Annotated in this window: 13 protein-coding genes; 7 read left to right on the plus strand and 6 right to left on the minus strand. The window is 69.1% G+C overall.

What is annotated here, in order from left to right; genetic code table 11:
• Positions 1-4 precede the first annotated feature (4 nt).
• Positions 5-910, minus strand: a complete 906-nt coding sequence (locus CA951_RS21060) for a LysR family transcriptional regulator (RefSeq protein WP_087558660.1) — start codon at positions 908-910, stop codon at positions 5-7.
• A 101-nt stretch (positions 911-1,011) separates the two neighbouring features.
• On the opposite strand from CA951_RS21060, the gene CA951_RS21065 reads away from it, so the two are divergent.
• From CA951_RS21065 to CA951_RS21075, 3 genes are all read left to right on the plus strand, one after another.
• Entirely contained in the window at positions 1,012-2,067 is a 1,056-nt protein-coding gene (locus tag CA951_RS21065; protein WP_087558661.1) for a YeiH family protein, read from the plus strand.
• A 180-nt stretch (positions 2,068-2,247) separates the two neighbouring features.
• Entirely contained in the window at positions 2,248-3,210 is a 963-nt protein-coding gene (locus CA951_RS21070; RefSeq protein ID WP_087558662.1) for an MBL fold metallo-hydrolase, read from the plus strand.
• Between the two features lie 51 nt (positions 3,211-3,261).
• The gene (locus CA951_RS21075; RefSeq protein ID WP_087558663.1) at positions 3,262-4,947 is read left to right on the plus strand and encodes an FAD-dependent monooxygenase; all 1,686 of its coding nucleotides are present in this window, start codon (positions 3,262-3,264) and stop codon (positions 4,945-4,947) included.
• Here the strand turns inward: CA951_RS21075 and CA951_RS21080 are convergent.
• The 5 genes from CA951_RS21080 to CA951_RS21100 form a co-directional block, all read right to left on the minus strand.
• Positions 4,889-6,961 carry a heavy metal translocating P-type ATPase gene (locus CA951_RS21080; protein ID WP_087558664.1) on the minus strand — a complete coding sequence of 691 codons (2,073 nt, stop codon included), beginning with the start codon at positions 6,959-6,961 and terminating at the stop codon, positions 4,889-4,891. The two genes, CA951_RS21075 and CA951_RS21080, sit on opposite strands and share 59 nt — an antisense overlap.
• 37 nt (positions 6,962-6,998) lie before the next feature.
• Positions 6,999-7,319, minus strand: a complete 321-nt coding sequence (locus tag CA951_RS21085; RefSeq protein WP_087558665.1) for a metal-sensitive transcriptional regulator — start codon at positions 7,317-7,319, stop codon at positions 6,999-7,001.
• Entirely contained in the window at positions 7,316-9,586 is a 2,271-nt protein-coding gene (locus CA951_RS21090) for a cation-translocating P-type ATPase (RefSeq protein WP_087558666.1), read from the minus strand. The genes CA951_RS21085 and CA951_RS21090 overlap by 4 nt, the downstream gene beginning before the upstream one ends.
• A complete protein-coding gene (locus CA951_RS21095; protein WP_087558667.1) occupies positions 9,586-10,476 on the minus strand; it encodes a hypothetical protein in 891 nt (296 codons plus the stop codon). Before CA951_RS21095 ends, CA951_RS21090 begins: the two co-directional genes overlap by 1 nt.
• 73 nt (positions 10,477-10,549) lie before the next feature.
• Positions 10,550-10,756 (minus strand): heavy-metal-associated domain-containing protein, encoded by a 207-nt coding sequence (locus tag CA951_RS21100; RefSeq protein ID WP_087558668.1) that lies wholly within the window; start codon positions 10,754-10,756, stop codon positions 10,550-10,552.
• A gap of 176 nt (positions 10,757-10,932) precedes the next feature.
• On the opposite strand from CA951_RS21100, the gene CA951_RS44390 reads away from it, so the two are divergent.
• The 4 genes from CA951_RS44390 (at position 10,933) to CA951_RS21120 (ending at position 13,598) form a co-directional block, all read left to right on the plus strand.
• Complete coding sequence (locus CA951_RS44390) at positions 10,933-11,190, plus strand: hypothetical protein (RefSeq protein WP_256974014.1); 258 nt, start codon at positions 10,933-10,935, stop codon at positions 11,188-11,190.
• 73 nt (positions 11,191-11,263) lie between these two features.
• The gene (locus tag CA951_RS44395) at positions 11,264-11,407 is read left to right on the plus strand and encodes a hypothetical protein (protein WP_256974015.1); all 144 of its coding nucleotides are present in this window, start codon (positions 11,264-11,266) and stop codon (positions 11,405-11,407) included.
• Positions 11,408-11,870: 463 nt separating this feature from the next.
• Positions 11,871-12,194, plus strand: a complete 324-nt coding sequence (locus CA951_RS21115; RefSeq protein WP_087558758.1) for a hypothetical protein — start codon at positions 11,871-11,873, stop codon at positions 12,192-12,194.
• Positions 12,195-12,260: 66 nt separating this feature from the next.
• Complete coding sequence (locus tag CA951_RS21120; protein ID WP_087558669.1) at positions 12,261-13,598, plus strand: amylo-alpha-1,6-glucosidase; 1,338 nt, start codon at positions 12,261-12,263, stop codon at positions 13,596-13,598.
• Positions 13,599-13,632 lie beyond the last annotated feature (34 nt).

The following is a 13,632-nucleotide window of genomic DNA, read 5'->3' on the forward strand; positions in this document are numbered from 1 at the left end:
TCGCTCAGTTCTCGGCTCCGACCCGGCGCACCAGGCGCACCAGTTCGCCTGCGGGACCGTCGAGCTGGCGCGCGCCCCGCCACACGGCCCGCAGAACCCGGTCGAGTTCGAGGCCGTCGACGTCGATCACCTTCAGCTCGCCGGCGGCGACCTGCTCCGCGACCGCGAGGGTACTCATCACCGCCGGTCCGACCCCGGCCAGCACGCTGGTGCGAATCGCGGCGGCGCTGCCGAGTTCGAGAAGCGGCGCCGCCCGTTCGTATTCCTGCAACGCCACGTCGAGGGTGGTCCGGGTGCCCGATCCCGGTTCCCGGGCCAGCAGTGGTGTCAGCGCCAATTCGCTGACGGACAAAGCTTTTCGCCGCCGCGCCCACGGATGAGTCGGGTGAACGACGACGACCAGCCGGTCGCGTGCCACCGTGAGACTCTTCAACGGGCGCGGCACCGTCGGCGATTCGACGAACCCGACGTCGCAGATCCTGTTGTTGATGCGCTCGAACACCTGAGTCGAGTTGTGCACCTGCAGGTGGATCGTGACGTCGGAGTGCAACCGGCGAAACTGTCCCAGCCACCCCGGCATCAGGTGTTCCGCCACCGTCATGCTGGCGCCCACCGTCAACTCGGCCGAGCGTTCCGCGCGCAGCCCCTCGGCCACGTCGAGCAGCCTGCACGCATCGGACAGCACCCGGCGCGCCCAGTGCGCGATCACCGTGCCCTGCGGCGTCAGGATCGAACCCGTCGGGCTGCGCTGCAGCAGGGTCATGCCGAACTGGCGCTCGAGTTGCTTGATGGCGCGACTCGCATTCGGCTGCGCCATGCCCGCGAGTCTGGCGGCAGCGCTGAGACTTCCGTGGTCGTCGACACCGACGAGTAACTCGAGCACCGGAAACTCCGGCCATTTGCGGGACATGCACCGAGTATATGACCCTGCCGCAAGACATATCCGATTGATATGTGTTCATGCCGAAATGACGGCTATCGCAAAGTGCCGCAGTGACGGACCGTAGGAGCATGAGCACCGAACTGAGCGAATCGAAGTCCGAGGAACAGCGCGTCGAGAGCGCGGGAACGCTCCCGCGACTGCAGACCGCCACGGCGACTCTCCTTCCGGGCCTGGCGCTGTGCGCCGCCGCCACCGCCCTCGCGATGGGCATCGGCCGGTTCCTCCCGACGGTGAGCCCGCTGCTGATCGCCATCGTGCTCGGCGCCGTACTGTCGAACGTCGCGCGACTGCCCGAGCGCCTTCGTCCGGGACTGCAGTTCTCCGCCAAGAAACTGCTCCGGGTCGGCATCGCCCTCCTCGGGCTGCAGTTGATGTTGAGCGACATCCTCGGACTCGGCTGGGGCGTCATCGTCGTGGTCGTCTCGATCGTCTGTCTGGGCATCGTCGGCACGATGTTCGTCGGCAAACTGCTCGGCCTCAGCTGGACACAACGACTGCTCATCGCCTGCGGGTTCTCGATCTGCGGTGCGGCCGCGGTCGCGGCGGTGGACGGGGTCGTGGACGCCGACGAGGAAGAGGTGATCACCGCGGTCGCGCTCGTCGTCATCTTCGGCACCCTGATGATCCCCGCGATCCCCCTGCTGTCGCGGGCGCTCGGACTCTCCGACACCGACGCCGGCCTGTGGGCGGGCGGGTCGATCCACGAGGTCGCGCAGGTCGTCGCGGCCGGCGGAGCGATCGGCGGAGCCGCCCTCGGCGTCGCCGCGGTCGTCAAACTGGCCCGCGTCCTCATGCTCGCGCCGGTCATGGCCGTGCTCAGCGTGCGGCAGCGCTCCCTCGCCGGTAACGACGCCGACGTGAAGCGTCCGCCGCTCGTCCCGCTGTTCGTCGTCGCGTTCCTCGCCTGCGTCGGACTCCGGTCGTCCGGTCTGCTGCCCGCGGGTCTGCTCGCCGACGCCAAGATCCTGCAGACCGCGCTCCTCACCGCCGCGATGTTCGCCCTCGGCGCCGGCGTCCAGATCGCCACCATCAAGAAGGTCGGCGCCCGCCCCTTCGTCCTCGCCACGATCTCCACGGTCTGGGTGGGCTCGATCGCACTGGTCGGCGTGCTGCTCGCGGGGTGATTCTCGCACGACGAACGGGACGCTCGTTGCATCTGACGCAACGAGCGTCCCGTTCGTCGTAGCGGGGAGGGGGCAGGACGGAGAGATCCGGGACAAATATTGATCAAGGCTTTCATTATTTTGTGAGCCGGGTTACTGTGGTCACCATCAATCAAACCTTTGATTAGTTAGGTGCAGCGCATGAGCCCGATCAACTTCGCGTCCTCGGCCGACCTCGGCGAGAAGGAACAGACCCTGGAAGTGCTCGCTGACGGCGTGTACGCGCTGACCGCCGAGGGCGATCCCAACATCGGCGCCATCGAGGGCGAGGACTTCGTCGTCTGCTTCGAGGCGCTCGCCACCCCGGTCGCCGCTCAGGACTGGCTGCGCAAGCTGCGCGAGCACACCGACAAGCCCGTCCGCTACCTGGTGCTCTCGCACTACCACGCCGTCCGCGTGCTGGGTGCGTCCGCGTTCGACGCCGAGACCATCGTGTCACACCAGACCACCCGCGCCCTCATCGAGGAGCGTGGAAAGGAAGACTGGGCAAGCGAATTCGGCCGCATGCCGCGCCTGGCGAAGGGTGCGGACTCGGTGCCCGGACTGACCTGGCCGACCCTGACGTTCGCCGACAAGCTCACCATCGACCTCGGCGGCGGACGCGGTGACCTGGTGCTCCAGCACTTCGGCCGCGGGCACACCGAAGGCGACATCACCGCGTGGCTGCCGAAGCAGAAGATCCTCTTCGCCGGCGACCTCGTGGAGGCGCAGGCCGCGCTGTACACCGGCGACGCCTTCCACCGCGACTGGTCCACCGGCACCCTCGACCGGATCAAGGCGCTGGGCGCCGAGGTCCTGATCGGCGGACGCGGCGCCGTCTCCCACGGTCGGGAGGCCGTCGACGCCGCGATCGAGCAGACCCGCCACTTCATCGAGGTCATGCTTGCCGAGGTCGGGGCCGTGCAGCAACGCGGCGGCACCCTCAAGGAGGCGTTCGAAGCCACCCACGCCGCTCTCAACGAGCAGTACGGCCACTGGCCCATCTTCGAACACTGCCTCCCGTTCGACGTCTCCCGCGTGTGGGACGAACTCTCGGGCATCGAACGCCCCGTCATCTGGACCGCCGAGCGCGACCGCGAGGTCTGGGACCAGTTGCAGGGCTGAAATCCGTCACCGTTTCACCCGTCACCGTTTCACACTGACAAGGCGAGGATCATGGGAAGACGACACACCCGAGGCGGCACCGTCACCGTCGTGGGCAACGGCCCGGTGGGCCAGACGACGGCGCTGCTGCTGGCACGCTGGGGCATACCGGTCACGCTGCTCGACGCCCGGGCCGAACGCGATCCGATCGGGTCGAAGGCCATCTGCCAGCAGCGGGACGTCCTCGAGGTGTGGGACGCGATCGGCGTCGGCCGTCAACTGGCCGACGAGGGCGTGACGTGGGGGTGCGCCCGCACGTTCCACCGCGACCACGAACTGTTCGCGCAGACGTTCGTCGACCGCGGCATCTCGTCGTTCCCGCCGTTCGTCAACATCTCGCAGGCCCGCACGGAGGAACTGCTCGACGAGCGGATCGCGGCCACACCCACGATCGACGTCCGGTGGGGACACGAGGCCACGTCCGTCGACCAGGACGAGACCGGCGTGACCGTCACGTGCCGCACGGACGACGGTGACCGGGTGGTCGAGTCCGACTATGCGGTGGTCGCGGTGGGGTCGCGGGGCAGCGCGATCCGGCAGCAACTGGGGGTCACGTTCGACGGCCTCTCGTTCGACGACAAGTTCCTCATCTGCGACATCGCCGCCGACATTCCCGGCTGGGCCGACGAGCGCCGCTTCTACTTCGACCCTGAATGGAACCCGGGCAGGCAGGTGCTCATCCACCCGTGCCCCGATTCCACGTTCCGCATCGACTGGCAGGTGCCGGGCGACTACGACCTCGAGGCCGAGGAGCGGTCGGGGGCGCTGGACGAGCGGATCCGCAAGATCATCGGCGACACCGATTACCGCATCGTGTGGAAATCGGTGTACCGCTTCCACTCCCGGGTCGCGAACCGGATGCGCGTCGACCGGGTGCTGCTCGCCGGCGACGCCGCGCACATCGTGTCCCCGTTCGGCGCCCGCGGACTGAATTCGGGTGTCGCGGACGCCGAGAACGCCGCCTGGAAGCTCGCGTTCGTCCTGCGCGGCTGGGCGGACGAGTCGCTGCTCGAGACGTATCACACCGAACGGCACGCGGCGGCGGTCGAGAACATCGCCGTCACGACGGCGACGATGGACTTCCTCGTCCCGCAGTCGGACGAGCAGCACCGGCACCGCCGCGACGTGCTCACCGCGGCGGTCGCCGACCCGCAGGCCCGCGCCCTCGTCGACAGTGGCCGCCTCGCCGAGCCGTTCTGGTACGTCGAATCACCCTTGACCACACACGATCCGGGACGGATCTTCGCCGGTCGCCCGGATCGTGGATGCACCCCGGCGGCGGCGCCGGGAATCCTCGTGCCCGACACCCCGGTGACGCTGCGCGGCGGCGGGGGTACCCGGCTCCGGAACATCGCCCGGAACGGCTTTCTGCTGCTGCTCGGTGACGGCGTGGACGCCGACGAGATCCGCACGGCGGCCCTCGGCGCGGTGCACACACCGATCCGTCTGGTCCGGCTGTCGGAGATCGACGCCACCGGTGTCCTCACCGCCGCGCTGGACGCGAAGCCCGGTGAGGTGTGGGTCATCCGCCCCGACGCCTACGTCGCGGCGGTCACCGGCACGGTCGACGGTCTGGTGTCCGCACTGCGGCGGATCGCCGAACCCGTCGTCGCCGCACCGGAATTCGCCGTCGAGACGATCAACTCCGCGCCAGCCGTGCCGGATCCAGATCGAGTCGTCGCAACAGCTGTGCGTTGAGGGCGACGACGATGGTGGAAATCGACATCAGGATCGCCGCCACCGCGGGGGAGATCGCGACCCCGGCGAACGCGAGCACACCGGCGGCCAACGGCACGGCGATGATGTTGTAACCGGTGGCCCACACCAGGTTCTGCCACATCTTGCGGTAGCTCGCCTGCGACAGATCGATGATCGACAGCACCGCACGGGGGTCGTCGGCGGCGAGGACGACCCCCGCCGATTCGATGGCGACGTCGGTGCCGGCTCCGATGGCGACGCCCACGTCGGCGCGGGCGAGCGCGGGGGCGTCGTTGACCCCGTCGCCGACCATCGCGACGCGGTGACCGCGGGCCTGGAGCGCCGTCACCTGCGCGTCCTTGTTCTCGGGCAGGACGTCGGCGAACGCCTCGTCGATCCCGAGGTCGGCGGCGACGGCGTCGGCGACCTGCCGGGCGTCGCCGGTGATCATGGCGACTTTCACACCCCGCGCGTGCAGGGCGTCGATCGCCTGCCGGGACTCCTCACGGACGGCGTCCTCGAGCGCCACCGCGCCGAGCGCCTTCCCGTCACGGACGACGTGGAGGACGGCGGCCCCGCGCTCGACCCACCGTTTAGTTTGCGCAGCAACGTCGTCCGGGACCGTCACGTTCAATTCGGCGAGCATCGCCGGTCCGCCGACGGCCACGTCCTCGCCGTCGACCACGGCGCGCACCCCGCGACCGGGCAGTGACCGGAATTCGGTGGCGGTGCGGCGGGACGCGTCGGGTACCTTCGCGGCGGACTCGGCGACGATCGCGCGGGCGACCGGGTGTTCGCTGTCGGCCTCGACCGCGGCGGCGAGCGCGAGCAGGTCGGTCTCGGTGACACCGGCCGTCGCGACGACGCCCGTCACCGCGTGCCTGCCCTGGGTGAGGGTGCCGGTCTTGTCGAACAGCACGACGTCGACGCCGCGCATCCGCTCGAGTGCCAGCCGGTCTTTCACCAGCACACCGGCCCTCGCGGCGCGTTCGGTGGAGATGGCGATCACGAGGGGTATCGCCAATCCGAGCGCGTGCGGGCAGGCGATGACGAGGACGGTGACGGTCCGGACCACGGCCTCGTCCAGGTTGCCGAGCAGCGACCACACCACGAACGTGAGAAGCCCTGCGACGGAAGCGAAGTAGAACAGGAACGCGGCCGCACGGTCCGCGAGGGCCTGGGCGCGGGACGACGAGGACTGCGCGTCGGCGACCAGGCGCTGGATGCCGGCGAGGGCGGTGTCCTCCCCCACTGCGCCGACGGTGATCCGCAGCGCGCTGTCGGTGGCGACGGTGCCCGCGACCACGGGGTCGCCGATGGTCCGGGCGACGGGAGTGGATTCGCCGGTGATCATCGACTCGTCGACCTCCGCGCGGCCGTCCGCGACGGTGCCGTCCGCGGGGATGCGGCCACCGGCCCGCACCAGCACCAGATCGCCGGTGGCGAGTTCGGAGACGGGGACCTCGGTGACGCCGTCGTCGGTGACCCGGTCCGCGGTGTCCGGCAACAGCGCGGCGAGCGCGTCGAGGGCACCGGACGCCGACCCCAGCGCCCGCATCTCCAGCCAGTGGCCGAGGAGCATGATGACGATGAGAAGCGCCAGTTCCCACCAGAAGTCGAGGTTGAACCCGCCGATCTGCAGGGTCGTCACCCACGACGCGAGGAACGCGACCGTGATCGCCATCCCGATCAGCAGCATCATGCCCGGCTGCCGCGACTTCAGTTCGCTCCACGCGCCGGTGAGGAACGGTGCGCCGCCGTAGAAGAAGATCGCGGTACCGACCACCGGCGGAATCCAGGACGCGCCGGGAAAGTCGGGGACGGTGTAGCCGAGGAGGTCGGCGAACATGTGGCTGAACACCACCACCGGCACCGACAGCGCGAGACTGATCCAGAACTTCTGCCGGAACACCTCACCGTGCGCGCCGTGGCCGGCGTGCCGATCGGTGTGGGCGTCGTGATCGTGTCCGGTGTGCCGGACCTGTTCCATTTCCTGCTGATGATCGTGAGACATGTCTGCTCCCTCGGAAGCTGCTCTCGTGGTCAGGTTTTCAGGAACGCACCAGTCGTGCGATGGCGTCGGTGGCTTCCTTGATCTTCGCGTCCGCCTCGGAGCCGCCCGCGACGGCGGCGTCGACCACGCAGTGGCTGATGTGGTCTTCGAGCAGACCCAGCGCCACCGCCTGCAGCGCCTTGGTCATCGCGGAGACCTGGGTGAGGATGTCGATGCAGTACTTCTCGTCCTCGACCATCCGCTGGAGTCCCCGCGCCTGGCCCTCGATGCGGCGCAGTCGCTTGAGGTAGTCGTCCTTGGCGCTGATGTATCCGTGGCCGGCCTCGTGCTCGTGGTCGGTGTGCGGTTGCTCGGTCATGATTGTTCCCCTCGGGTGGGAGTGGTCAGCGGTTGGAACCGGCGCAGTCGCAGGCTGTTGCTCACGACGAACACCGAAGAGAATGCCATGGCGGCACCGGCCAGCATGGGGTTGAGCAGACCCGCCGCTGCCAGTGGCAGCGCCGCGACGTTGTAGGCGAAGGCCCAGAACAGGTTTCCCTTGATCGTGCTCAACGTTCTGCGCGACAACCGGATCGCGTCGGCGGCGGCGCGGAGGTCGCCGCGGACCAGCGTGAGGTCGCTGGCCTCGATGGCCACGTCCGTGCCGGTGCCCATGGCGAGACCGAGGTCGGCCTGCGCGAGCGCGGCGGCGTCGTTGACCCCGTCGCCGACCATCGCGACCACCTTGCCCTCGGCCTGCAGACGCTTGACCACGTCCACCTTGTCCTGCGGCAGCACCTCCGCGATCACCTCGCCGATGCCGACCTGGTCGGCGATGGCCCGGGCCGCGGACTTGTTGTCGCCGGTGAGCATGATCGGGGTGAGACCGAGTTCCCGGAACTGCGCCACCGCCTCGCGGGACGTCGGCTTGACGGTGTCGGCGACGACGAGCACGCCGCGCGCCTGTCCGTCCCAGCCGATCCCGACCGCTGTCTTGCCGTCCGACTCCGCCGCTTCGACCGCCCGCTGGAGTTCGGTGGTGAGGTGCAGCGACCAGTCGTTGAGCAGTTTCGCGCGGCCGACGACCACCGCGTGTCCGTCGATCATGCCCTGGACGCCGAGGCCCGCGACGTTCGTGAACTGTTCGACGTCGGGGAGCGTCGTCAGCCGCTCCTTCGCGCCGCGGGTGATCGCCCGGGCGATGGGGTGCTCGGACGCGTCCTCGAGAGCCCCGGCGAACCGGAGAACCTGCTCCTCGTCCTGACCGTCGGCGGCGACTACGTCGTGCAGCGACATCGTGCCGGTGGTGACGGTGCCGGTCTTGTCGACCACCACGGTGTCGACTCGCCGGGTCGATTCGAGAACCTCGGGGCCCTTGATCAGGATGCCCAGCTGGGCGCCCCGTCCGGTGCCCACCATGAGGGCAGTCGGAGTGGCGAGTCCGAGCGCACACGGGCACGCGATGATCAGGACGGCCACGGCGGCGGTGAACGCGGCCGCAATCGACCCCCCGGTTCCGATCCAGAAGCCGAGAGTCGCGACCGACAACGCGATGACGATCGGGACGAAGATGCCGGAGATCCGATCGGCCAGTCGCTGCACCTCGGCCTTGCCGGTCTGCGCGTCCTCGACCATCCACGCCATCTGCGCGAGCTGAGTGTCGGCGCCGATCCTGCTGGCGCGCACCACGATCCGGCCGCCGACGTTGACCGTCGCGCCTGCCACCTCGGAGTCGGGTGACACCTCGACGGGCACGGATTCACCGGTCAGCATCGACGCGTCCACCGCCGACGAGCCTTCGACGACGACGCCGTCGGTCGCGATCTTCTCGCCCGGGCGGACCACGAACAGGTCGCCGACGTCGAGCTGGTCGATGCCGATCAGCTGTTCGGTGCCGTCACGCAGCACCGACACTTCCTTCGCCCCCAGTTCGAGCAGCGCCCTCAGCGCCGCTCCCGCCCGGCGCTTGGCGCGGGCCTCGAAGTAGCGGCCGGCCAGGATGAACGTGGTGACGCCCGCGGCCGCCTCCAGATAGATGTTGCCGGTCCCGTCGACCCGTGCGATCGTGAGCTCGAACGGGTGCGTCATCCCCGGCATGCCGGCGGTGCCCCAGAACAGCGCGTACAGCGACCAGCCGAACGCGGCCAGCGTGCCCATCGACACCAGTGTGTCCATGGTCGCCGTGCCGTGCCGCAGGTTCGTCCACGCGGCCTTGTGGAACGGCCACGCACCCCACACCACGACCGGGGCCGCGAGCGTGAGCGACAGCCATTGCCAGTTGGTGAACTGCAGGGCCGGGATCATCGCCATCGCGATGACGGGAACCGTCAGCACCGCCGACACGAGCAGCCGCTGCCGCAGTTCCGCCGCCGGATCCTCTTCCTCCGGGGCAGGCGGCTTCACCTCGGGCAGCCGGGCCGTGTACCCGGCCTGCTCCACCGTCGCGAGGAGATCCTCGGGTGAGACGTCGGCGGCGTGGTAGTGGACGCGGGCCTTCTCCGTCGCGTAGTTGACGGTCGCGGTGACACCGTCGAGTTTGTTCAGCTTGCGCTCGATGCGGTTGGCGCACGACGCGCACGTCATCCCGCCGATGGCCAGTTCGATCTGGGAATCGGGTGCTGCCGCGATGTCGGCCCCGCGGGTCATCACTTCTCCTCCGGTCCGGCGGTGGCGGTGAACTCGGCGGTGTGGACGGCGCCGGCGTGCTGGAAGTCCAGGAACAGCCGGTAGTCGCCCGCGCTGGGCGCGGTGACGGCGAAGTCGATCCCGGGACCGGCCGCGGTGACGCCGTCGCCGGGATGTCCGTCGGGGTGGACGTGCAGGTAGCCGAGGTCGGTGGTGCGCAGCGCCACCAGGTGACCGTAGGCGCCGAGGTACGGCTGCAGATCGGTGACGGGCCGCCCGTCGCGGCTCACCGAGAGCGTGACGTTCGACGTCTCACCCGGTCGCAGCGTGCCGTCGAGTGTGACGGTGTAGCCGTCCACGGTGGTGGTCGGTGCGGGTGCGGGCAGTTCCTGCGGGTCGTAGGTGCCGGCGACGCGCAGGTCGGTGGCGAGGGTGACGCCCTCGCTGCCCGCAGGCGTGAAGTCCGCGAACACGCGGTAGTCGCCGCCGCGGCCGAGGTCGAGGGGGACGCTCCACGTTCCGGTCGCGTCGAGGGTCGGGTGCACGTGCTGGAACCCGGCGAGGTCGCGACGGACGACGATCAGGTGCAGCAGTTTCTCGTGCTCCGGGGTGTAGTCCGTCACGGGTACCCCCGAGCGGTTCGTGATCCGGAACTGCACCGGGACCGCGGTACCGGCGGTGACCTGGTCGGATGCCAGTTCGAGAGTGTACCCGTCCGTCGTGGGCGACAGTCCGCCCGGCGTCGGGTCGGCGACGGCGTCATGACCCGCCGCGCCGTGCCCGCCGTCCCCGGCCGTGTGCACGGCGGGCTCGGCCACATCCGGGCCGGCAACCGACCCGAGGGCGAGCGCGGCACCGAAGATCACGACGAGGCCGACGGTGAATCCGGCGAACTTGCCGGTTGCGTTCATGATGGGGCTCCTGTGCTGGAGTTGCGGCTCAGCCGGGTTTGGCGGCTCAGCCGACCGTGCTGGAGTTGCCGGCTCAGCCGGCGACGGAATACCCGGCTTCCTCGACGGCATCCGCGACGGCGCCCGGGTCGAGGTCGGTGGTGCTCTCGATGACGACCTTGCCGGTGGCCAGATCGACGTTCACGGCGGTGACGCCGGGGAGTTCGCTGATCTCCTCGGTTACCGAAGACACGCAGTGGTCGCAGGTCATGCCGGTGACGGTGACGCTGGAGGTACTCACGGGGTTCGCCTCTCTTCGGGGTATCGATGTCTTCTCTGAGAACTACCATACCCCCCTACCGTATTCCCGCAAAGCTGCGGACGACCTGTGTTCCTCGCCCACGCGGGAACTCGCAGACCAGCTACTGGCGGATCGGCGACCCCGACATCCGGTAGCTGTCGATCGACCTGCCCGAGGTGGTCGCGCTGCGCCGGCAACTGCTGCCGGACGAGCCGAACGTCACCACACTCGCGGTGTCCGCGCTCGACCGCATGTGGATGGACCACGTCGACACCGGACGGGGTTTCTTCGTCTCGGCGGAGGGCCTGCTGATGTATCTGCCTCCCGACGAGTCGCTGTCCCTCATCGGCGACTGCGCCCGGCGATTCCCCGGTGGCCGGATGATGTTCGATCCGGTGCCCGGTGGTTCAGCCGCAAGACGCAGAAGGGAATGAGGATCCACGGCAACTACACCGTCCCGCCGATGCCGTTCCACCTCTCCGCAGGCGAGGCGGAAACCCTGACCGGGTGCCGCACCTCGCGTACACCCGCGAGGTGATGCTGCCCCTCGGCCGCGGCCCGTGGGGCTCGACCCTCCTCCGCCGGCTGTCGGAACTGCCGCCCCTGCGCAACTCGCTTCCGACACTGACCCTGTGCGGATTTGCGGGCTGAGTGCACGCACGTGGGCGCTTGCACTCGCGAGTCCAGGCCAGGCACCCCGGGTTAGAGACGGTCGACCAATTATGTCGTACAATATTGGTGGGGGTCGAGTGGGCGAACAGTGCAGGGAAACATCTAATCGAACGTGAGGACGCAATTCACGCAATCGAGAACGCGGTTTATCTCGAGCGGGAGTTTGACGAGCCACGCGTGCCGGGTCATTCGAAGCCGTGGCTGTTCATCGGTCCACCGCGCAAACGGGTTGGACCGCTACTCGAAGTCATGGTCGAAGTTGTTCCGCCGCGAGGGATGGTGATCTTTCATGTAATGGAGGCACCCCAAAAGCACCTCGACCGAATGAACGACCGGCCCTGATGGCGACGGACATCGAACGCCCGCCACCAATGCGACACCGACTGAATGTTGGCCGCTGAAGAGGTGACCGCAGCGCAACATACCCGAAGGGATGACACAGATGAACACTGAAAATGAGGAGCCCGATTTCGGCCGGCTCGCCGAGTGGGCGGAGCGTGACATGAAGTTGCCCGAGAACTCCGCAACCGCAAAGCGAGGCCAGGACGCTGCCGCAGCCGGCAGGGAGTTGCTGGACCGAGTCGGGGCGGGTCGTCCGTCCTTGGGGCAGGCCGTTGGTGTGAGCGGCGAATCGCCGCGCCGGCAGGTCCGGTTGCCGCGTCCGTTGAGCGAGAGACTCGATCGCTTCGCCGAGAATCAGCACAGGAAGCCCAGCGACGTCATGCGCGAGGCGGTCGAGGAGTACCTCGAGGCGCATTCCGGCTAGGTTGAGACCGCGCCCCTGAACCCCCTCCGACGAGCGGTGTGGGCCGACCGGCAGCAGAATGGGGCAATGGCGGACCGCGGATTCACCCCGACACAGCTCGCGGCACGTGCCGCGTACCTGCTTCGCGGCAACGACCTCGGCACCATGACGAGCGCCGCGCCGCGCCTGTACCCGCACATGTGGAGCTGGGACGCCGCGTTCGTCGCGGTCGGACTGGCACCCCTCAGTGTGGAACGGGCCGTCGTCGAACTCGACACCCTGCTGTCGGCGCAGTGGAAGAACGGGATGATCCCGCACATCGTGTTCGCGAACGGCGTCGACGGGTACTTCCCCGGCCCCGGGCGGTGGGAGTGTGGAACCCTCGCGGCGCACGCGCCGAGCGGAACGCAGACGTCGGGCATCACGCAGCCGCCCGTCCACGCCATCGCCGTGCAGCGGATCCTCGACCACTCGCGCAGGCACGGTCGCAGCACCCGGGCCGTCGCCGAGGAGTTCCTCGACCGGCGCTGGCCCGACCTCGTGCGCTGGCACCGCTGGCTGGCCAACGCCCGCGACCTCGACGGCAACGGCCGGATCGCGCTGTACCACGGCTGGGAGTCGGGCATGGACAACTCGCCGCGTTGGGACCACTCGTACGCCAACGTCGTGGCCGGGGCGATGCCCACGTATCTGCGCGAGGACCTGTCCCACGTCGCCGACACGGGGCAGCGGCCGTCGAACGGCGAGTACGACCGCTACCTGTGGCTGCTCGAGGAGATGAAGACCGTCCGCTACGACGACGCGGAACTGGCCACCGCCATGAGCTTCGCGGTGGAGGACGTGTTCGTCAGTGCCGTGTTCTCGATGGCGTGCGAGGTGCTCGCGACCATCGGCGAGGAACACTCGATGCCGAACTCCGACGTCCGCGAACTGCACGGGTGGGCGGCCCGGTTCCGGCAGGGCGTTCTCACGACCACCGACGAACGGTCTGGGGCCGCACGTGATTTCGATCTGCGCAGCGGCCGGTGGATCGCCACCGAAACCCTCGCCATGTTCTCCCCGCTCCTGTGCGGCGGCCTGAGCCGCGACGCCGAACGCGCCCTGATCCGCACGTTCGAGGGGCCGAAGTTCTGCGGCCACCCCGACCTCCGGTACGCCGTGCCGCCGTCGACGTCGCCGGTGTCGGGCGACTTCCGTCCGCGCGAATACTGGCGCGGTCCGGTGTGGCCGGTGATGACGTGGCTGTTCTCCTGGGCGTTCGCCCGCCGCGGGTGGGCCGAGCGCGCCCACCTGCTGCGGTCCGAGGGGCTGCGGCAGGCCAGCGACGGCAGCTTCGCCGAATACTACGAGCCGTTCACCGGTCAGCCCCTCGGCAGCATGCAGCAGTCGTGGACGGCCGCAGCAGTTCTGGACTGGTTGGGCTGACGCCCCCGTGAGTACTTGTTAACCGCCCGTGGTT

The organism is Rhodococcus sp. NCIMB 12038 (genome assembly GCF_002165735.1).
Lineage (GTDB): Bacteria > Actinomycetota > Actinomycetes > Mycobacteriales > Mycobacteriaceae > Rhodococcus_F.

Bases quoted from the DNA above. Each gene is read 5' to 3' on its own strand.
- CA951_RS21120 (WP_087558669.1), top strand. From the start codon at position 12,261: ATGGCGGACCGCGGATTCACCCCGACACAGCTCGCGGCACGTGCCGCG.
- CA951_RS21085 (WP_087558665.1), bottom strand. From the start codon at position 7,319: ATGACCGAGCAACCGCACACCGACCACGAGCACGAGGCCGGCCACGGA.
- CA951_RS21065 (WP_087558661.1), top strand. From the start codon at position 1,012: ATGAGCACCGAACTGAGCGAATCGAAGTCCGAGGAACAGCGCGTCGAG.
- CA951_RS21080 (WP_087558664.1), bottom strand. From the start codon at position 6,961: ATGTCTCACGATCATCAGCAGGAAATGGAACAGGTCCGGCACACCGGA.
- CA951_RS21090 (WP_087558666.1), bottom strand. From the start codon at position 9,586: ATGACCCGCGGGGCCGACATCGCGGCAGCACCCGATTCCCAGATCGAA.
- CA951_RS21095 (WP_087558667.1), bottom strand. From the start codon at position 10,476: ATGAACGCAACCGGCAAGTTCGCCGGATTCACCGTCGGCCTCGTCGTG.
- CA951_RS21075 (WP_087558663.1), top strand. From the start codon at position 3,262: ATGGGAAGACGACACACCCGAGGCGGCACCGTCACCGTCGTGGGCAAC.
- CA951_RS21070 (WP_087558662.1), top strand. From the start codon at position 2,248: ATGAGCCCGATCAACTTCGCGTCCTCGGCCGACCTCGGCGAGAAGGAA.
- CA951_RS21060 (WP_087558660.1), bottom strand. From the start codon at position 910: ATGTCCCGCAAATGGCCGGAGTTTCCGGTGCTCGAGTTACTCGTCGGT.
- CA951_RS21115 (WP_087558758.1), top strand. From the start codon at position 11,871: ATGAACACTGAAAATGAGGAGCCCGATTTCGGCCGGCTCGCCGAGTGG.